Annotated in this window: 20 protein-coding genes; 11 read left to right on the top strand and 9 right to left on the bottom strand. The window is 60.7% G+C overall.

The features are described from left to right. Nucleotides 1-53: 53 nt before the first annotated feature. Nucleotides 54-1,544: an alpha-amylase gene (gene amyA / locus AC6BYQ_RS06140; protein WP_025160006.1), complete on the bottom strand. Its 1,491-nt coding sequence runs from the start codon at nt 1,542-1,544 to the stop codon at nt 54-56. A 502-nt stretch (nt 1,545-2,046) separates the two neighbouring features. On the opposite strand from amyA, the gene AC6BYQ_RS06135 reads away from it, so the two are divergent. Together AC6BYQ_RS06135 and AC6BYQ_RS06130 are read left to right on the top strand one after the other, a co-directional pair. Then, complete coding sequence (locus AC6BYQ_RS06135; RefSeq protein ID WP_154747044.1) at nt 2,047-2,952, top strand: bifunctional helix-turn-helix transcriptional regulator/GNAT family N-acetyltransferase; 906 nt, start codon at nt 2,047-2,049, stop codon at nt 2,950-2,952. 85 nt (nt 2,953-3,037) lie between these two features. Beyond that, nucleotides 3,038-4,336, top strand: coding sequence for an SLC13 family permease (locus AC6BYQ_RS06130; protein WP_063918979.1), 1,299 nt, complete (start codon nt 3,038-3,040; stop codon nt 4,334-4,336). On the opposite strand, the gene dapF is transcribed toward AC6BYQ_RS06130, so the two are convergent. The 3 genes from dapF to bhsA (AC6BYQ_RS06115) all read right to left on the bottom strand — a co-directional run bounded on the left by dapF (nt 4,311) and on the right by bhsA (AC6BYQ_RS06115) (nt 6,008). Further along, on the bottom strand, nt 4,311-5,186 hold the full coding sequence (gene dapF, locus AC6BYQ_RS06125) for a diaminopimelate epimerase (protein ID WP_498056508.1): 876 nt from the start codon (nt 5,184-5,186) through the stop codon (nt 4,311-4,313). The two genes, AC6BYQ_RS06130 and dapF, sit on opposite strands and share 26 nt — an antisense overlap. Before the next feature lie 113 nt (nt 5,187-5,299). Next, entirely contained in the window at nt 5,300-5,557 is a 258-nt protein-coding gene (bhsA, locus tag AC6BYQ_RS06120) for a multiple stress resistance protein BhsA (protein ID WP_004939517.1), read from the bottom strand. 193 nt (nt 5,558-5,750) lie between these two features. Beyond that, nucleotides 5,751-6,008: a multiple stress resistance protein BhsA gene (gene bhsA, locus AC6BYQ_RS06115; protein WP_019454708.1), complete on the bottom strand. Its 258-nt coding sequence runs from the start codon at nt 6,006-6,008 to the stop codon at nt 5,751-5,753. 176 nt (nt 6,009-6,184) lie between these two features. Here bhsA (AC6BYQ_RS06115) and AC6BYQ_RS06110 point away from each other — a divergent pair, with 176 nt between their 5' ends. Further along, nucleotides 6,185-6,829 carry a TetR/AcrR family transcriptional regulator gene (locus AC6BYQ_RS06110; RefSeq protein ID WP_498056507.1) on the top strand — a complete coding sequence of 215 codons (645 nt, stop codon included), beginning with the start codon at nt 6,185-6,187 and terminating at the stop codon, nt 6,827-6,829. Between the two features lie 35 nt (nt 6,830-6,864). Here AC6BYQ_RS06110 and AC6BYQ_RS06105 read toward each other — a convergent pair whose 3' ends face one another. The 4 genes from AC6BYQ_RS06105 to AC6BYQ_RS06090 all read right to left on the bottom strand — a co-directional run bounded on the left by AC6BYQ_RS06105 (nt 6,865) and on the right by AC6BYQ_RS06090 (nt 10,100). Continuing rightward, nucleotides 6,865-7,683 carry a MetQ/NlpA family ABC transporter substrate-binding protein gene (locus AC6BYQ_RS06105; protein WP_498056601.1) on the bottom strand — a complete coding sequence of 273 codons (819 nt, stop codon included), beginning with the start codon at nt 7,681-7,683 and terminating at the stop codon, nt 6,865-6,867. A 19-nt stretch (nt 7,684-7,702) separates the two neighbouring features. Further along, on the bottom strand, nt 7,703-8,371 hold the full coding sequence (locus AC6BYQ_RS06100) for a methionine ABC transporter permease (RefSeq protein ID WP_019454705.1): 669 nt from the start codon (nt 8,369-8,371) through the stop codon (nt 7,703-7,705). Next, on the bottom strand, nt 8,364-9,389 hold the full coding sequence (locus AC6BYQ_RS06095) for a methionine ABC transporter ATP-binding protein (protein WP_498056506.1): 1,026 nt from the start codon (nt 9,387-9,389) through the stop codon (nt 8,364-8,366). Before AC6BYQ_RS06095 ends, AC6BYQ_RS06100 begins: the two co-directional genes overlap by 8 nt. Before the next feature lie 267 nt (nt 9,390-9,656). Beyond that, on the bottom strand, nt 9,657-10,100 hold the full coding sequence (locus AC6BYQ_RS06090) for an acetyltransferase (protein ID WP_019454703.1): 444 nt from the start codon (nt 10,098-10,100) through the stop codon (nt 9,657-9,659). Nucleotides 10,101-10,341: 241 nt separating this feature from the next. Here AC6BYQ_RS06090 and AC6BYQ_RS06085 point away from each other — a divergent pair, with 241 nt between their 5' ends. From AC6BYQ_RS06085 to AC6BYQ_RS06075, 3 genes are all read left to right on the top strand, one after another. Then, nucleotides 10,342-11,214 (top strand): oxygenase MpaB family protein, encoded by an 873-nt coding sequence (locus tag AC6BYQ_RS06085; RefSeq protein WP_025160004.1) that lies wholly within the window; start codon nt 10,342-10,344, stop codon nt 11,212-11,214. 163 nt (nt 11,215-11,377) lie between these two features. Beyond that, nucleotides 11,378-12,481, top strand: a complete 1,104-nt coding sequence (locus AC6BYQ_RS06080) for a suppressor of fused domain protein (protein WP_063918981.1) — start codon at nt 11,378-11,380, stop codon at nt 12,479-12,481. Between the two features lie 25 nt (nt 12,482-12,506). Next, the gene (locus AC6BYQ_RS06075) at nt 12,507-13,034 is read left to right on the top strand and encodes a cysteine hydrolase family protein (protein WP_498056505.1); all 528 of its coding nucleotides are present in this window, start codon (nt 12,507-12,509) and stop codon (nt 13,032-13,034) included. Nucleotides 13,035-13,067: 33 nt separating this feature from the next. On the opposite strand, the gene AC6BYQ_RS06070 is transcribed toward AC6BYQ_RS06075, so the two are convergent. Beyond that, on the bottom strand, nt 13,068-13,943 hold the full coding sequence (locus tag AC6BYQ_RS06070; protein ID WP_498056600.1) for an NAD(P)-dependent oxidoreductase: 876 nt from the start codon (nt 13,941-13,943) through the stop codon (nt 13,068-13,070). Nucleotides 13,944-14,233: 290 nt separating this feature from the next. Between AC6BYQ_RS06070 and trpS the strand changes: the two genes are divergently transcribed. The 5 genes from trpS to phnE (AC6BYQ_RS06045) all read left to right on the top strand — a co-directional run bounded on the left by trpS (nt 14,234) and on the right by phnE (AC6BYQ_RS06045) (nt 19,004). Then, entirely contained in the window at nt 14,234-15,241 is a 1,008-nt protein-coding gene (gene trpS / locus AC6BYQ_RS06065) for a tryptophan--tRNA ligase (RefSeq protein ID WP_498056504.1), read from the top strand. Between the two features lie 117 nt (nt 15,242-15,358). Beyond that, nucleotides 15,359-16,192 carry a phosphonate ABC transporter ATP-binding protein gene (phnC, locus tag AC6BYQ_RS06060; protein WP_019454697.1) on the top strand — a complete coding sequence of 278 codons (834 nt, stop codon included), beginning with the start codon at nt 15,359-15,361 and terminating at the stop codon, nt 16,190-16,192. A gap of 41 nt (nt 16,193-16,233) precedes the next feature. Further along, on the top strand, nt 16,234-17,166 hold the full coding sequence (gene phnD, locus AC6BYQ_RS06055) for a phosphonate ABC transporter substrate-binding protein (RefSeq protein ID WP_019454696.1): 933 nt from the start codon (nt 16,234-16,236) through the stop codon (nt 17,164-17,166). 78 nt (nt 17,167-17,244) lie between these two features. Then, nucleotides 17,245-18,108 (top strand): phosphonate ABC transporter, permease protein PhnE, encoded by an 864-nt coding sequence (phnE, locus tag AC6BYQ_RS06050; RefSeq protein WP_019454695.1) that lies wholly within the window; start codon nt 17,245-17,247, stop codon nt 18,106-18,108. Beyond that, a complete protein-coding gene (gene phnE, locus AC6BYQ_RS06045; protein ID WP_019454694.1) occupies nt 18,105-19,004 on the top strand; it encodes a phosphonate ABC transporter, permease protein PhnE in 900 nt (299 codons plus the stop codon). The genes phnE (AC6BYQ_RS06050) and phnE (AC6BYQ_RS06045) overlap by 4 nt, the downstream gene beginning before the upstream one ends. Nucleotides 19,005-19,214 lie beyond the last annotated feature (210 nt).

Below are 19,214 nucleotides of genomic sequence, written 5' to 3'. Positions count from 1 at the left end.
GAAAGGCAAACATTAGTTTTGCCGCCGCGTCATCATTACGCGGCGGCAGGCGCTCACAGGCTGGCGGCCGGCACCCAAACGCTGACGCTGCCGGCATTGACCGGGAAATGGGCGCTGCCCTGATCGTCGGTAGTGATTTCTTCCTGGCGGTTGCCGAGGAAATCGCGCCAGGCGGTGTGCGCCAGATCGGCGCCGAGCGCGACCGTCTTGCCGCTCTCGCCGCCGTTGGTCAGCACCACCACGCAGCCGGGGGCCTCGGCGGTGCCGGCGCGGCTGAAGGCCACGCAGTGGCTGTCGTCGAAGTAGTCGGTTTGTGGGCCGTTGGCGAAGCGCTGGCGAGCGGCGATCAGTTTCTCCAGCTCCGGGATCGCCGGCATGTCTATTTGGTATTCGCCGCCGTCGCGCCCTTTGTCGCGGTAGCTGGCGCCATACAGGTCTGGGTAAAACACGCAGGGCACGCCCTGTTCGCGCAACAGGATCAGCGCGTAGGCCAGCGGTTTGAACCAGGGTTCCACCGGCGCTTCCAGCGACTGCAGTGGCTGGGTGTCATGGTTGGCGACCAGCGTCACCGCATGGGCCGGATCGGCGGCGGTCAGGGTATCGGTGAAGATCTGTGCCATGTCGAAGCCGTCGCCCTGTTTCGACGCCTGATGAAACTTCAGGTGCAGCGCCACGTCGAACAGCATCACCTTACCGTCCACCAACTCGATGTATTGTTGCAGCGCGCTGAGATCGTGCGACCAGTATTCGGCAACGATAAACAGGTCGCGTTGCGCACTGCCGCGCACGTGATCCGCCCACTCTTTGAAAAACCAGGCGGGAATGTGTTTGGCGGCGTCGAGGCGGAAGCCGTCGCACGGCAGGCTGTCCAGCAGCCAGCGCGCCCAGTATTTGAGCTCCTCCGTCACGGCGGCGTTGCGGAACTCGACGTCGGCGCCCATCAGATAGTCGTAGTTGCCTTTCTCGTCGTCGACCTGATCGTTCCAACCGTCGTCGCCATAGTCGTTGGCGATTTTGAATACCCCTTTGTCGTCCGGTTGCTCAACGTAGTCGACGCCGCCGAAGCATTTGTAATCCCAGATGAATTCGGAGTGCATGCCCTGGCGGCCGGGGAAGGTGAAGCGGGTATAGGCCAGCGCGTCGAAGCCCTGGTCGTCGATGTCATTGCGGTTGTTGGCATCCACTTTGAACACGTGTACCCGTTCTTTTTCGTCCGCGCCGAGCTTGTGGTTGAACACCACGTCGTAGATCACCCCCACGCCGTGTTCGCGCAGGGTAGTGGCGGCATGTTCGAGCGCCGCCCTGTCGCCGTATTTGGTGGCCACGCTGCCTTTCTGGTCAAATTCGCCCAGGTCGAACAGATCGTAAGTATCGTAGCCGACGGAGTAGCCGCCGGAAGCGCCCTTATAGGCGGGCGGCAGCCACAGGGCGGTGATGCCCAGTTCGGCGAGGTGCGGGGCGCGTTCGGCGGCCTCCCGCCACAGTTTGCCGCCGTCGGGGTAATACCAGTGGAAAAATTGCAGCAGGGTGGTTTTTTGCGTCATGAGCCAGCGTCCCGGTTAGCCAGAAGGAGAGGAGCAGTTAAAAGCATGGGCTACTTTTGGCAAAAGGGTAAATGACGCAGAGAGAAGAGCGGGGGCGGAAGGAAATATGTAACCGATCTTAACGAGATAGCGGTGAGGTTGTCGCTATCAATCTTTTTGATTATTCATTTTTATTATTATTTTTCAATTGGATGTGTTTTGTTTTCTTTATTGTCTCTATTCTTGTTGTTTTTGCGCCCTTTTTTATTTGGTTTTTATTTCAATTTTAATTGATTATTTAATATTTAAATTCAATTTATCGTTATTTATAAGTTTAAAATTCTGTTTAATGAAATGTTTTGACATATCCGCTTACGCCGTTGGTTATTCATTCGCAATTATTTATGCGTTATCGTTATGTTCTAAATTAGGTAACACTATCAACCAATAATCTGTCGCAACGCAGAGCGAACGAGAGAGCACAGAGGAGCATAACGCCGTGAACATCAGGGATTTCAGAGCATTGGCGCGCAGTTTGGTCAGAGAATTCGGCATGTTGAACAAGCAGAGCAACGGCTCGCGCTTTTCGCCGCTGCAGATCCATCTGATGATCGAAGTCAGCGAGCAGCCGCTCGGCGTCACGGAGTTGGCGGCCCGATTGTGCATTGACAAGGCCAGCGCCAGCCGGGCGTTGCGCAGCCTGGTCGCCGCCGGCGTGATAGAGACGGTGGATCATCCGGATGACAAGCGGCACAGCCTCCATCGGTTGAGTAAACCGGGCGGCAAGACGCTGGCCAGCATCGAGAACGACGCCGACGGTTTTATGCAGGCGGCGCTGGCGCAGTTGGACGACGATGAGCTGGCGAGCACCACTGCGGCGATGAAAAAGATGACCGCGGCGCTGCGCAGCGCGCGCAAACAGCGCGACGCCAACCTGCGGGTACGGCCGATCGCCGCGCGCGACGATGCGGCGATGGCGGCGATCATTCGCGGCGTGTTTCGCGAGTACGGCATGGACAAGATGGAGGGGGTCAGCCTGCACGATCCGGATCTCGATCGGTTGACCGGCCTGTATCGCGACAACGGCGGCCGCTATTGGGTGCTGGAGCGGGACGGGCAGGTGGTGGGCGGCGTCGGCATGGCGCCGCTGGCCGGCGAAGAGCCCGGCTATTGCGAACTGCAGAAACTGTTCTTCAAACCCGGCGCGCGCGGATTGGGCATGGCGCGCCATATGGTGGTGCAGGCGCTGAAGGCGGCGCGGGCGGCGGGTTATCGCTACTGTTACCTGGAAACCACCGAGCAGTTGAAAGAGGCGATCGGGTTGTACTACGCGCTCGGTTTCACGCTGCTGACGGAGCGGCGCGGCAATACCGGCCACCACGGCTGCAACGTGTGCATGCTGAAAAATCTGCAGAACGACGATATGTGAGCGGTTTCAAGGTTAGCGCCCGCGCCTTGTGTCACCCTGTTAACCGTTTGATAACAATCATAACGTTTTATCAGGGAGGAGAAGGATGTTGGGGGATCCGATGGCGCTGTCTGCGCTGGTTACGCTGGTGGTCATTGTGCTCTGGGCCAGCGCCCGTTTACCGGAGTATGTGGTCGCGCTGCTGTTCTTCGCGGCGGTGATGGTGTTGCAGCTGGCGCCCGCCGCGGTGACCTTTTCCGGTTTTGCGTCTTCCGCATTCTGGCTGGTGCTCAGCGGCTTCGTACTGGGCACCGCCATCCGCAGCACCGGGCTGGCGGATCGCCTGGCCAACCGACTCTTGCCGCATCTGTCCGGTTCCTGGCTCCGCCTGGTGGGCGGCGTAGTGGCGATAAGCTATGCGTTGGCGTTTGTCATGCCTTCCAATATGGGGCGCATCACGCTGCTGATGCCGATCGTCATGGCGTTGGCCGAGCGCGCCGGGCTGGCGGAAGGGTCACGCGGCCGTATCGGTTTGGCGCTGGCGGTGGGGTTCGGCACCTTCCAGCTCTCCGCCAGCATTCTGCCGGCCAACGTGCCCAACCTGGTGATGAGCGGCGCGGCGGAAAATGCCTACGGCAGCCACTTCGCTTATCTCACTTATCTGCTGCTGCACGCCCCGGTTCTCGGGGTAGCCAAAGGCGCGCTGCTGACGCTGTGCATTTGCGGCCTGTTTCGCGCCCGGCCGCAGCCGGTGGCGGCCATGGCGGCGCAACCTCCGCTCAGCGCCGCCGAATGGCGGCTGATCGCGCTGTTGGGCGTCACGGTGCTGCTGTGGATGACCGACAGCTGGCACGGCATCGCTCCCGCCTGGGTGGGGTTGGCGGCGGCGTGTTGCTGCCTGCTGCCGCGCATCGGTTTTCTCAACGGCGAGCAGTTCGCCGTCGGGGTCAACGTGCGCACCTGCATCTATGTCGCGGGGATCTTGGGCCTGACCGCGCTGGTCAGCCATTCGGGTCTTGGCGATCGACTGGGCGGCGTGCTGTTGACGGCGATACCGGATCTGCACGGCAAGCCGTTCACCGCGTTCGGCGCGTTGGTGGGGATCACCGCATTGCTCAATTTCGTGGTGACCGCCAATGGCGTGCCGGCGCTGTTTACCCCGTTGGCGGAGGCGCTGTCGGCGGGCAGCGGTTTACCGCTGCTGACGGTGCTGATGACCCAGGTGATCGGTTACGCCACGCCGCTGCTGCCGTATCAGGCTGCGCCGATCGTGGTGGCGATGGGGATGGGCAAAGTGCCGGCGCGCGAGGGGCTGAAGCTGTGCCTGTTGCTGGCGCTGCTCAGCTTCGCGCTGCTGGTGCCGTTGGACTATTTGTGGTTCAGGCTGCTGGGGTGGATCCCGTAAACAACCCCGCGCCGCCGGCAAAACAATCTTCGTCCAGCGTCAGAGTGGCGATTTTATGCACCGGCCCGCGCATGCTGACCTGAAAGTCGCCGCTGAAGGCGATCTGCAGCTCGCCGCCCGGCATCCGTACGCTGACCCGATCGTCGACTCGTCCCAGCTTGCGCATCACACTGGCGGCGGCGCAGCTGCTGCTGCCGGAGGCCAGGGTGAAACCGGCGCCGCGCTCCCAGATGCCGATGCGCAGCGTCTGGCGATCGACCACTTCCACCAGTTGTACATTGGTGCGTTTCGGGAACAGCGGATGGCGTTCAATCTGCGGCCCCAGCCGGCGCACCTGTGCCAGATCCAGTTTTTCAACCGGCACCACGCAGTGCGGGTTGCCCATCGACACCAGCGACACCCTCAAGGTCTCTTCCTCCAGCGGCAACGGGTAGTTCAGCGCCTCCGGCAGATCGATCAACGCCGGCAGGGCCGCCGGGCTGAAATTGGCGCGCCCCATCTCCACGGTGATCTGATGCGGGTCTTCCGCTACCTGGCAGCGCACGTCGCCGCCGGCGGTGTGCACCAGAAACGGTTGATGCCCTATGCGGCCGATGTCGAACAAATAGCGCGCGTAGATACGCAGACCGTTGCCGCTTTTCTCCGCTTCGGATCCGTCCGGGTTGATGATGCGCAGGGTGGGATTGACGGCGTCGCCGCTGTCGATCAGCAGGCCGTCGGAACCGACGCCGTAATGCGGATGGCACAGCAGACGAATTTGCTCCTGATTCAAGCGGTCGGCGACCGCACGGTGACACACCAGGTAGTCGTTGCCCAGCCCGTGATATTTGTGGAACAGCAGGGGAGTCATGGCGTTGCTCGGCTCAGCAAGAAAAGGTGGCTACAGCTTACAACAGAATGTTGGCGTCAAAACCAACAAAAGGCGGCCTAAGCCGCCCTTTTGCACGATTGCCGGTCTGGCAATTAATTGTAGATGATCGCGGTGCCGTGCAGCTTGTTGTCACCGGTGGTCGCGATGATCTGGAAGGATTTTGCGCCCGCCGCGTCGGCTTTGGCCGCCAGTTTGTTCTCCAGGCTGCTCAGGTCGGATGCCCCGCTGACGGTGACGACGCCGGCTTTTTGCAGATCGGCCGGTTGAGCGTTGACCAGTTCGGCGGCGAAGCTGCCGAAGGAGACGGAGGCCAGTGCGATGGCGGCGATGGTCATTTTCAGGTTTTTCATGGTCTTATTTCCTATCTGTGTTCTTTACAATGTTTGTTTGGTAAGGTCGTTAAATTAATTAACGATCGATAATTTAATGTTAGATGCCGGTTTGACGGATTGCAAGTATTTTTTAACGTTCGTTAATTAATTTTTTTCTTACGCCCTGGCGCGGTGAGCAGAAAGTCGTGCAGTCCGTGAGTGTAATGCTTTGTTATTGATAGATTTCAGCAGTGCCGTGCAGCTGGTTGTTACCACCGGCGCCGATGATGCGGAAGGATTTTGCACCGGCCTGATCGGCTTTCGCAGCCAGGCTGCTTTCCAGTGAGGTCAGATCGGATGCGCCGCTGACGGTGATGACGCCCACTTTCTGCTGGTCGGCCGGTTGGCTGCTGACTAAATCAGCGGCGAAGCTGCCGAAGGAAACGCTGGCCAGAGCGAGGGCTGCTAGAGTTAATTTTAAGTTTTTCATGATGTTAATTCCTTTCCGATAACGGTGAATAGAGGGTGTTAATCCGGTTCGCTAATTTTTCTTAACGATCGATAACTAAATGCTAATCGGTTCTCGACGCGGGCGCAATATTTTTTTATAATGATCGTTAAGTTATTTGTGCTAACCCTGCCGTGGAGCGGGATAGGAGAGGAGCGATGAGCATCAATGAAGCGGTTTGCGGCAAGAAAAGCCGTGGCAGACCGAAACAATTTGATCGCGACCGGGCGCTGGAAAGCGCGCTCGATCTGTTCTGGCGGCACGGTTATGAAGCCACTTCGCTGGCCGATCTGGTGGAAGTGACCGGCGCCAAAGCACCGACGCTGTATGCGGAGTTCGGCAACAAGGAAGGGATGTTCCGCGCGGCGGTGGAGCGCTATCTGCAAAAATATACCGCCTGCACCAACCAACTGTTGGAACAGGCGTTGCCGGTGGCCGAGATCGTCGAGGCCTACGTGCGTTCTTCCGTCGAAGTGTTTACCGACCCCGATACGCCGTCAGGCTGCTTTATGGTGTGTGCCTCCGCCGCGCTATCGTCCGCTTCCGACGACGTCGCCCAGATGCTGCGCAAGAAACATCATGCGCAGGAAGCGGCGCTGAAAGCCTGCTTCGATCGCAAGGTGCAACAAGGCGAACTGCTGGCGAAAACCGACACCGCGCTGCTGGCGAAATACGTGATTTGCACCATTGAAGGCATGTCGGTGCAGGCGCGCGAAGGGGCAAACCGGGGCGATCTGTTGCGGTTGCTCGAGGCGCTGATGCTGGTGTGGCCGCGGCTCAGCCAGATAGGCAATAAGGTGTAATAACGGGCCCGGTTTTCACCGGGCACCGTAAAGCATTACTGATTGACCGGGATCACCGCGCCCTGGTACTTCTCGCGAATAAAGTCCTGAATCGGCTTGGAGTGCAGCACCTTCACCAGTGCCACGATCTCCGGTTTGTTCACGTCGGCTTTATGCACGGTGATGATGTTGGCGTACGGGTTGTTTTCGCCGCTTTCGACCGCGATCGGGTCTTTGGTGGGATTCAACCCGGCGTCGATGGCGTAGTTGGCGTTGATCACCACCGCGTCGCCTTCGTCGTTGTTGTACATCTGCGGCAGCAGCGCGCCCTCAACGTTGGCCTGGAACTTCAGGTGTTTCGGGTTTTCCACCACGTCGGCGATGCGCGCATCCACCTTGCTCACCCCCGGTTTCAGCTTGATCACGCCTTGCTGTTCAAAGATTGACAGGATACGGCCTTCTTCCGCCACCGCGTCGCGCATGATGATTTTGCCGCTGTCCGGCAGATCTTTCAGGCTTTTGTACTTTTTCGAGTAGATGCCGATAGGCTCGATATGGATCGCGCCGGCGCTGACGAAGTCGTAGCTCTTGTCATCGGCATGGTCTTTCAGCACCGAGTTCAGGTAAGGCACGTGCTGGAAGTAGTTGGCGTCGATGTCGTGGCTGGCCAGGGCGGTGTTCGGCAGAATGTAATCCTGAAAGCGCTTGATCTGCAGATCGATGCCTTCCTTCGCCAGTATCGGTTTGGCCTGTTCGAGGATTTCGGCGTGCGGCACGTTGGAGGCGCCGACCACCAGCTTGGTCGCCGCGGCGGCGCCATAGGAGGCGAGGGTGGCGACGGAGGCGAAAGCCAACATCAGTAGGTGCTTTTTCATCATCGTTTTCCTTGGTTAATTAACGTTTGTCGAGCGTTCTTGTCAGGGTGTCGCCAATGAACTGAATGACGAAAACGATCAGCAGAATCGTCAGCGTCGCCACCAGCGTCACGTCACTGTGGTTGCGTTGGAATCCTTCCAGATAGGCCAGGTTGCCCAGGCCGCCGGCACCGATCACCCCGGCCATCGCGGTGTAGCTCACCAGCGCGATCAGAGTGACGGTGATGCCGGAAACCAGCGCCGGCGAGCTCTCCGGCAGCAAGACGCGGAAAATCAGGGTGCGGTTTTTGGCACCCATCGAGCGCGCCGCCTCGATCACCCCTTTGTCGACCTCGCGCAGCGCAATCTCCACCAGCCGGGCGTAGAACGGCGCCGCACCGACGATCAGCGCCGGCAGGGCGGCGTCGGCGCCGAGAATGGTGCCGATCAGCGACTTGGTGAACGGAATCAGCAGTACGATCAGAATGATGAACGGAATGGAACGGAAGACGTTGACCAGCACGGAGATCAGCGAGTAGACCGCTCGGTTCTGCAACAGCTGCCCTTTCGAGGTTAAAAACAGCAGCACGCCGAGCACCATACCCAGCACCAGCGTGGCCAAACCGGCGAGACCGGTCATGTACAGCGTTTCCCAGGTGGCGTCCCACAGTTGATCCAGACGCAGGTGGGGGAACAGGGATTCAATCATGTTGGATAACCTCGACGGCGATGTTTCTTTCGTTCAGCAACTTGAGCATGTCGGCGACCTGTTGTTCGTTGCCTTCGGCGTGGATGTACAGTTCGCCGTACGAACCGTTGAGGGTGTGGCTGATCTTGCCGTGCAGAATGTTGACGGTCAGGGCGTAGCGTCGGATCACCTCGGAAATCACCGCCTGATGGGTTTGCACGCCGACGAAGGTCAGCTTGAAGATCGCGCCCGGCAGGTGGGCGGTGAGCCGTGGGTTGAAGCTCTCTTCGGCGTCCGCATATTGCGACACCTGTTTGACGAACTGCCGGGTGATCGGCTGCTGCGGTCGGGTGAAGACGTCGAGCACCGGGCCTTCTTCGACGATGCGGCCGTTCTCCATCACCGCCACGCGGTGACAGATCTTGCGCACCACATGCATCTCGTGGGTGATCAGCACGATGGTCAGTTTCAGCTGGCGATTGATGTCCAGCAGCAGATCGAGAATGGCGTCGGTGGTCTGCGGATCGAGGGCCGAGGTGGCCTCGTCGCACAGCAGCACGCTCGGCTTATTGGCCAGCGCGCGGGCGATGCCGACGCGCTGTTTTTGGCCGCCGCTGAGCTGCGACGGGTAGGCGTCTTCGCGCCCCTGCAGGCCGACCAGCGCGATCAACTCCGCCACGCGCGGCGCAATCCGCGCCTTGGGCACGCCGGCGATCTGCATGGAAAACGCGATGTTCTGGCTGACGGTGCGCGACCACAGCAGGTTGAAGTGCTGAAACACCATGCTGATTTTCAGCCGCGCCTGGCGCAGATGGCTGCCTTTGGCGCGGGCGATGTCGAAACCGCCCACCTCAATGCGGCCGCGGGTCGGTGTTTCCAACCCGTTGAGCAGGCGGATCAGCGTGCTTTTACCGGCGCCGCTGTAGCCGATGATGCCGTAAATTTGCCCGGCGTCTACCGCCAGACTGACGTCGTCTACCGCCACGACGGGGCCCTGAGTGCTGTCAAAAGTTTTGCAAACGTTCGAAAGAACGATCATAGCGAAGCGAATCCTTATCGATACATCACAGCATTCCGTCCGGAACGCGTTGCGCCGGACAGGGATCGTTCGGCTTATCGGCGGGGCACAGCCCGGCGGGAAGTGGCGGACGGAACCGCTGTTGCGAGTGAATACCGGGCAATCCTACCGAGGGTTTATAGTGACAGGAAGAATGTAAAATCTATTACTTATTCTTGTTTGATATATATAACGGCGGGCGAAACGTGGAGGGGAAAAACCGGCCGCAGGGCGGCCGGCGATGGCGGGCTAGCGTTTGTCCAGCTTCATGTGCAGCAGCGGGAACGGGTTGCCCTGGCCGTCGAGCGGCGAGCGGCCGGTGATGACAAACCCATAGTGGCGGTAAAAGCCGCTGGCCTGCGGATTTTGCTCGTTCACGTCCAGCTGCAGCTCATCGTGCAGCGTTTCCGCGTGGGTCAACAGCGCTTTGCCCACGCCTTGGCCGCGCTGATCGGCATCGATAAACAGCATCTCCACCTTGTTGCCGTTCAGGCCGATAAAGCCGCAGGGATGCCCCGGTTGGTCTTCGGCCACCCAGACGTTGACCGCGGGCAGGTAGTCATTCAACACCAGCGGGAACAACTGCGCGATGTTGTCTTCGGTTAAAAAATGGTGGGTGGCGCGCACCGAACGCAGCCAGATATCTGCCAATTGCGCGTTGTCTTCCGCCGCGCGTGCTCTGATGGTAATCATCGAACTCTCTGCTATCTAAGTTGAAGGAAAAGAAACTAGATAGAGGTTTTGTGGGGTTAGTGCCGAATTAACGTGGGTTAACGCCCTGCAAAGCGCCTCTGCAGTGGATCGAATAGGCCCGCCTTCTTGCAAGCGGTATAACAACTGTAATTCAGCAAGTTAATGCTTTCAACCGCCCATGGCGCAATGAGGCGTTCGCCGCATGATACACTGGCCGCTGAACCAGCAAGAGGGCGACAGGATGGAAGCGGTACGCGCAGCGATAGAAAAACAGGTGCTCAGCCTGACCGGGCTGGCGCTCGGCGGCGTCGACTTCGAGAACCCGCCGGGCGATCCGGGGTTGTTCGGCCCGCAGTCGGTCATCTGGCAGGTACACCGCGATTTCACCCCGATGCTGTGCGGCGGCGTCAGCGCCTTGCTGCTGCAAATGCTGCACCCGCTGGCGCTGGCCGGGGTGTGGGATCACTCCAACTTCCGCGAAGATATGATTGGCCGCCTGCGCCGCACCAGCCAGTTCGTGTCGGTCACCACCTTTGGCCCGACCGCCGAGGCGGAGCGGCTGATCGCCAAAGTCAAAGCCATCCATCTGCGGGTGACCGGCGTCGGCAGCGACGGCACGCCTTATGCCGCCAGCGATCCAGCGCTGCTCACCTGGGTTCACGTGGCGGAGAGCAGCCGTTTTCTGGCCAGCCACCTGCGCTACCGCAATCCCCATCTTTCCCGCGATTTACAGGATCAATACTATCGCGAAGCGGCGCGGATAGCCGCTGCGTTGGGGGCGACCGCCATCCCCCAGTCCTGCGCGGAGGTCGAAGAGTACCTGCAGACGATGCGGCCGCAGTTGGTGTGCGACGAACGGACTCAAGAGGTGGCACGCATTCTGCTGAAGGCGCCGGCGCCGAGCGCATTGGCGCGCCCGCTCGGCAGGGTGGTGATGCAGGCGGGCATCGATCTGTTGCCCGATTGGGCGCAGCGGCAGTTCGGTTTTCAGCCGGGCGCGCTGCGGCGGCGGCTGGTGCGAACGGGCGCCGCAGGCCTCGGCAAGGTGCTGGGCGCGTCGATGCGCAACGGCTCCTATCAGCGCGCGGTGCGGCGCATTACTCAGCCGTCATAAGCCACAGCCGCTATAATTAGTCTTTGTTTATCTTCGTTTACGGCCGCTTTTGAGACTTTTACGGGTGATCCGGCCAGTAATGCGTTTTACACTTGGGGGCAAAGCCACATTCCATTTTTGGCGCGCAGCCGATTCTGCCGCGCCCTGACCCTATTGAGGTGATATGAACGAATCATACGTACTTGCTGAAGTCAGCAATGAGAACCAGACGCTGGTCGCGGTGGTTCAGCAAGATCACCGGGCAGCCTATTTTTACATCTATCCCGCCGAAGCCTACAGCGATCGCTATCAGGTGCGTGCCTGCTGGCTGCGCAATCTGGCCGCCGCGCCGCTGCAGGAAGATCGCGCCGCGCTGGAGCAAGGGCAGCCGCCGATGTTGGCGGCGGAGTTTTGCCGCAACCTGGAAGGGGAAGCGCCGCTGAACCCGGAAGGGTTGATGGTGGTGTGGAGCGAAAGCGACGACGGCGCAGCCCTGTGGTATTACGGCCAACTGCTGGCGGTGATCCCCGGCTGGAGCCTGTATATCGACCATTCGGTGTGCTATTCCGCCAGCTGCATCAAGGAGAGCCCGTTGGCCTATCCGCTCGGTTCGGCCTCGACCAACACGCAATATGCGCAGGCGGAGAGCACCCGCCAATTCTGGCGCAGCTGGCAGCGTGAAGAGGGCAATCCGTGGCCGAAGATGCAGCGCGATTTTCAGGCGCGCTATGAGCAGCATTTCGGCCCCTCGGTAAAATACTACGCCATCGATCAGGGCAAGTGGCCGCCGATGGCCATCACCCAGCACGAGCGCGACGGCATTTATTACTTTCTCACCATGGGGGTCAGCATCCGGCCGATGCCGTGGGTGGAGATCCTGTTCAACGACGAGGCTTCGCGCTATCGCCGCATGGAGATGGCGATCGCCATCGACAGTCAATACATGACCGAAGACAACGCGGTGCAGATGGCCAGCGCGCTGGCCGGTTTCGCGCACGCGCCTTGGGCGCGGCTAACCTGGATCGGCGAAGGGCATACGTTGGAGTCGGACGTGGCGCCGCTGGGCTACGAGGGCTATATTTTATCGTCGTCCTTCTACCCATATAACGCGCACCTGGCTTTGCCGCAGCAGTACGGCGACCCGGTGAACCTGTTCTGGGCCAGCCCGGTGTTTACCGCCGAACGCCAACTGGCGCACGCCACGCCGAACGGCGGGCACGATCTGGTGAACCGGCTGCGCGAGCAGGGCGTCGACCATATTTTCCGCCCGCGCCAGCCGGTGTGCTGATGCGATTGACTCTTCAGGAGCTGCCATGACCGCCGCGCTGTTGATTATCGATGTGCAGGAAGGGTTGTTTACGCCGCCGCCGGCGGATGCCACGGGCACCGTTGCGCGCATCAATCTGCTGAGCGAGCGCGCCCGTCGGGCCGGCGCGCCGGTTGTCGTGATTCAGCACCACACGCCGGACGACGAACTGCCGCACGGCAGCGCCGCCTGGCAAGTGCTTGCGGCGTTGACGGTGGCGCCGGGCGACCACCGGGTGGAGAAAACCACGCCGGACTCCTTCCTGCGCACCTCGCTGGGCGCATTGCTGATCGCCAACGGCGTTTCGCAGCTGGTGGTGTGCGGCTACTCCACGCCGTTTTGCATCGATACCACGGTGCGTAGCGCGGCGGCGCGCGGTTATCCGGTGACGCTGGCGGCGGATGCTCATACCTGCCACGACAAATCCTATGCCGACGGCCTGCTGATCCGCACCCACCATAACGAGACGCTGTCGAATATCGACAGCTTCGGCGTGTCGATCCGCGCCGTGCCTGCGGTGGACATCGTGTTCTGATTACGGAAAAACGGGGGCCTCGGCCTCCGTTCGTTATTTCAGGCCCGCCCGCCGCGCCGCCACCTTGGCCAGCGCCGCCCAATCCAGATCCGCATCCCCCTGCGCCATCGCGTCGAGGAAGTTGTCTTTCAGCACCCCGGCGAACGGCATCGGCGTATGGCTGTCGGCGCCGGCGGCCAGCGCCAGCCCGACGTCCTTCAGCCCCAGCGCCAGCCGGAATCCGGCGGGTGAATACTTCTCGGCGGCGATCAGCGCGCCATAGCCCTGATAGGCCGGGGCAGCGAAGACGGTGCTGCTCAGCATCTGCAGGTAGTCGGCGCCGGACACGCCGTAGTTGCGCACCAGCGCGCTGCCTTCCGCCATCGCTTCAATGGCGCTGGCCAAGGTAAAGTTGGTGGCGATCTTGACCACGTTGGCCTGCGCCGGATCGGCGCCGAAGTGCCAGGTTTTCTGGCCGAGGGCATCGAACAGCGGCTGCGCTTGCTTCAGCCGCTCGCTATCGCCGGCCGCCAGAATATTCAGCTTGCCGGCGGCGGCCACGTCGACCCGGCCCAGCACCGGCGCGGCGAGATAGCCGATGCCGTGTTCCTCATGCAGCGCCGTCAGGCGTTTGGCGAGTTCGACCGAGATGGTCGCCATATTGATATGCAGCGCGCCCGGTTTCATCTGTTGCAGCAATCCGCTGTCCACCACCACCTGTTGCGTGGCGGCATCGTCAGCCAGCATGGTGATCAGCACGTCGGCATCGGCCAACTGTTCCGGCCGCTCGGCCTGCCGCGCGCCGGCGCTCACCAGCGGCTGCGCCGCCTGCGGCGAGCGGTTCCATACCGTTAAGGCGAAGCCCGCCTGCAACAGGTTGGCCGCCATGGCGCTGCCCATCCCACCCAGTCCGGCAAATCCGATCTTCATCATGCGCTCCTTTTTCAGGTTGAAGGTTTTACCCTAGCGCGCCGGGCCAGGAACGCAAATGCCGGAATGTAACGTCGTCTTACGCATCGGCGGCGGGTTATTGACGCGCTGCCGCAGCGGGTATACCTTGATGCCATGAATATATCAATGCACTCCACCCACAATCAGTCATGGTGGCGCCTCTTCTGAGGCGGCACGAGTATTCACATCTCTTTTTAATGCCGCCGGTTTGGCGGCATTATTCTTTGTGGCGTTGATCCGGCGGTCTACAGACCTTCAGGAGCACTGTCATGAGCTACACCATTCTTACCGGCGATCGCGCCACCGGCCCACTGCATTTAGGCCACTTCGTCGGCTCGCTGCGCCAGCGCGTGGAACTGCAGCACCAGCATAACCAAACGGTGATGGTGGCGGATCTGCAGGGCCTGACCGATAACGGCAACAATCCGCAAAAAATCAGCGCCAACGTGCTCAACGTGGTGGCCGATTATCTGGCGGTGGGCATCGATCCGCACAAGACCACCATTTGCCTGCAGTCGGCGCTGCCGGCGTTGGCCGAGCTGACGATGTACTACCTCAATCTGGTCAGCGTGGCGCGGCTGGAACGCAACCCGACGGTGAAAAACGAAATCGCCGAGAAGGATTTCGCCCGCAGCCTGCCGGCCGGCTTTTTGATCTATCCTGTCAGCCAGGCGGCGGACATCACCGCCTTCGGCGCCACCCACGTGCCGGTTGGCGAGGATCAGCTGCCGATGCTGGAGCAAACCAACGAGATCGTGCGGCGCTTCAACCACATCGTCGGCCAACCGATATTAACGGAGTGCCAGCCGCTGTTGAGCAACGTCGGGCGTCTGCCGGGGCTGGACGGGCAGGGCAAGATGTCGAAATCGCGCGGCAACGCCATCCCGCTTGGCGCCGGCGCCGACGAGGTGCACAAGGCGGTGATGAGCATGTTCACCGATCCCGGCCATCTCAACGTCAGCGATCCCGGCCGGGTGGAGGGCAACATGGTGTTCACCTACCTGGACGCCTTCTGCGAAGACGCCGCGCTGGTGGCGGATCTGAAGGCGCATTACCGCTGCGGCGGGTTGGGGGACGTGAAAATCAAACGGCTGCTGGAGGATTGCCTGCAAAGCCTGCTCGAGCCGATCCGCACCCGCCGCGCCGAATTCATCGCCGATAAAGGCGAGCTGACGCGCATCCTGCAGCACGGCACCCGCCGCGCGCATCAGGTCAGCCAGCAGACGCTGCAGCAGGTCAAGGCGGCGCTGGGGCTGGACTTCTTTAGCCTGGAATGATGCGCACGCCGGGGCGTCACGCGTCACGCCCCGGCCATAAAACCATCATCCCACTGTCATAAACTTATTCGTTAATAGGTGCCCATAATGATTAGCCACTGAAACCAGAGAAATCATATGGCTCAGGCACTGTTAAAATTGGCACAGCACGACTTCCCAGGGCAGCACGCCGCCGCATCCCGCAAAGTGTTATCGGTAAAGGGACTCGGCAAGGCCTACAAAGCGCAGCAGCGCGTGCTGGATGACATCAACTTCGATCTGCACGCCGGCGAGTTCGTGGCGGTGATCGGCCGTTCCGGCGCGGGCAAGTCCACGCTGCTGCACACCCTGAACGGCACCATCCCTTCCAGCTGCGGCGAGATGCTGCACTTCGAAGACGATGGCGTGGCGCAGGATATCGCCCAGCTTGCCGGCCGCCAGATGCGCCAGTGGCGCGCGCGCTGCGGCATGATCTTCCAGGACTTCTGCCTGGTGCCGCGGCTGGATGTGATGACCAACGTGCTGCTGGGTCGTCTGAGCCACACGTCTACCCTGAAATCCTTCTTCAAACTGTTCGATGACGCCGACCGCGCTCGCGCCATCGAGCTGTTGCAGTGGCTCAACATGCTGCCGCATGCGCTGCAGCGCGCCGAGCACCTCTCCGGCGGCCAGATGCAGCGCGTCGCCATCTGCCGTGCGCTGATGCAAAACCCGCAAATCCTGCTGGCCGATGAGCCGGTGGCGTCGCTCGATCCGAAAAACACCCGCCGCATCATGGACGCGCTGCAGAAAATCAGCGAAGACGGCATCGCGGTGATGGTGAACCTGCACTCGGTCGAACTGGTGAAAGAGTATTGCTCGCGGGTGATCGGCATCGCCCACGGGAAGATCGTGTTTGACGGGCATCCTTCGCAACTGAACGAACGGATCCTGCACCAGCTGTATGGCGAAGAAGCCAATCAGATCCATTGAAGCACTTTTGACCTTTACCCTTTACACACAAGGCACACCTAATGAAAAAAGTATTGAGTCTGACCACCCTGATGGCCGGCGCGATGATGGTCTTTAATGCTGCCGCAGCGGATGCGCCGAAAGAGCTGAACCTGGGCATTCTCGGCGGCCAGAACGCCACCCAGCAGATCGGCGATAACCAGTGCGTGAAGCAGTTCCTGGATAAAGAGCTGAACGTCGATACCAAGCTGCGCAACTCGTCCGACTATTCCGGCGTGATCCAGGGCCTGCTGGGCGGCAAGATTGATCTGGTGCTGAGCATGTCGCCGTCCTCGTTCGCTTCGGTCTATATCAAGGATCCGAAAGCGGTGGACATCGTCGGCATCGCGGTCGACGACGTCGACCAGTCGCGCGGCTACCACTCGGTCGTGGTGGTGAAGGCCGGTAGCCCGTACCAGAAGCTGGAAGACCTGAAGGGCAAGGCCATCGGCTTCGCCGATCCGGACTCCACCTCCGGCTTCCTGATCCCGAACCAGGCGTTTAAAAAGCTGTTCGGCGGCACGGTCGACAACAAATACAACAACACCTTCTCCAGCGTCACCTTCTCCGGCGGCCACGAGCAGGACATCCTCGGCGTGCTGAACGGCCAGTTCGAAGGTGCGGTAACCTGGGCGTCGATGATCGGCGATTACAACACCGGCTACACCAGCGGCGCGTTCACCCGCATGATCCGCATGGATCACCCGGACCTGATGAAACAGATCCGCATCATCTGGCAGTCGCCGCTGATCCCGAACGGCCCGATCCTGGTGAGCAACTCGCTGCCGGCCGACTTCAAGGCCAAAGTGGTCACCGCCATCAAGAAGCTGGATAAAGACGATCACCAGTGCTTTATCAAAGCGATGGGCGGCAAGCAGCACATCGGCGACACCACCCTGGCGGAATACCAGAACATCATCGATATGAAGCGCGAGCTGACCAAAGGCGACCGTTAATTCCCGGCTGCCTCGGCCGTCCGAATGAAGGGGTTCAGCGTGCTGAACCCCTTGTTCCATAAAGATGGAAGACCTGTTTTGAATACCGATTTCGCACACTATTACCAACGGATCCGCAGCAAGCAAAAGCGCGAAGCGCTGTTGTGGTCGCTCGGGCTGGTGGTGTTGTACCTGGGCGCCGGCAACCTCGCCGAGTTCAACCTGCACACTGTCTGGGTGTCTATTCCGCACTTCTTCGACTACCTGGCCGAAACCATTCCGACGCTGCACTGGCACCTGCTGTTCGCCGACGGGCGCACCGAAGGCTCGCTAGCCTATTGGGGTTACCGCCTGAACATTCAGCTGCCGCTGATCTGGGAGACCCTGCAGCTGGCACTGGCGGCGACCATTTTCTCGGTGCTGGTGGCGACCGTACTGGCGTTCCTGGCGGCCGGCAACACCTACACTCCGGCCTCGGTGCGGCTGGCGATCCGCACGCTGGTGGCGTTTCTGCGCACCATGCCGGAACTGGCGTGGGCGGTGATGTTCGTGATGGCGTTCGGCATCGGCGCCATTCCCGGCTTCCTGGCGCTGGCGCTGCACACCATCGGCAGCCTGACCAAACTGTTCTACGAATCGATCGAAACCGCCTCCAACAAGCCGGTGCGCGGGCTGGCGGCCTGCGGCGCGACGCCGCTGCAGCGCATGCGCTTCGGCCTGTGGCCGCAGGTGAAACCGGTGTTTCTCTCCTACAGCTTCATGCGGCTGGAGATCAACTTCCGCCAGTCGACCATTTTGGGACTGGTGGGGGCGGGTGGCATCGGCCAGGAGCTGATGACCAACATTAAACTCGACCGCTACGATCAGGTCAGCATGACGCTGCTGCTGATCATCGTGGTGGTTTCCGTGCTCGACTATGTGTCGGGCGAACTGCGCAAGCGCGTGGTGGAGGGGGCAAAATGACAGCGGGCACTCCGGCGTCGGCGGAAACGCTGCGCCAGCTAAAACAGCAGCATCCGGCGATCTTCGCGCAGCAGGGGCGTTACCTGCGCACCGTCGGCCTGATCGCGCTGGCGATCGTGCTGTACTACGTGTTCTTCTTCCTGGTCTTCGGCATTAGCTGGCCGCAATTTATCAACGGCTGCCAGCAGCTGGGGCGCTATTTTCTGCGCATGTTCGTCTGGCATGACTTCGTCAACTGGCCGTTCATGTACTACTTTCAGCAGATTGGCATCACCATCGCCATCGTGTTCGCCGGGACGATCACCGCGTCGCTGATCGCGCTGCCGTTGTCGTTCTTCGCCGCGCGCAACGTGATGTCGACGCCGCTGCTGCGGCCGATTTCGGTGCTGGTACGCCGCTTGCTCGACGTGCTGCGCGGCATCGACATGGCTATCTGGGGGCTGATCTTCGTGCGCGCCGTCGGCATGGGGCCGCTGGCCGGGGTGTTGGCTATCGTGATGCAGGACGTCGGGCTGCTGGGCAAACTGTATGCGGAAGGGCACGAGGCAGTGGACAAGTCCCCGAGCCGCGGCCTGACGGCGGTGGGCGCCAACGGGTTGCAGAAGCACCGCTACGGCATCTTCACCCAATCGTTCCCCACCTTCCTGGCGCTCAGCCTGTACCAGATCGAATCCAACACCCGCTCTGCGGCGGTGCTGGGCTTCGTCGGCGCCGGCGGCATCGGCCTGGTGTATGCGGAGAACATGCGGCTGTGGAACTGGGACGTGGTGATGTTCATCACCCTGATCCTGGTGGTGGTGGTGATGATCATGGATAAGGTCTCTTCGCTGCTGCGCAACAAGTACATCATCGGCGAAGATATCCCGCTGTATCAGCAAAAAAGCCAAATCGATTGAGAAACCCCTTGCCGATCCCTATACTGCCGCACATTCAAGGTGTGCGGCCATACCCGTCATACTTGGAGCTGCCTCTTTGTTGGCTGCATTTGCGCGCCCCGGTCACATAGTTAACTATGCTCCGGGGGCTTACAAATTTGCCGCCGCGATGCAACTCCAACTATTTTGGGTATGGGGCATTTTTTTACAATGCGCACGTCCCCGTTAGAC

The sequence above is a fragment of the Serratia sp. LTN-2 genome, from assembly GCF_059740205.1.
The sequence above is the reverse complement of the archived record's forward strand: the minus strand, read 5'-3'. Positions and strand labels throughout refer to the sequence as shown.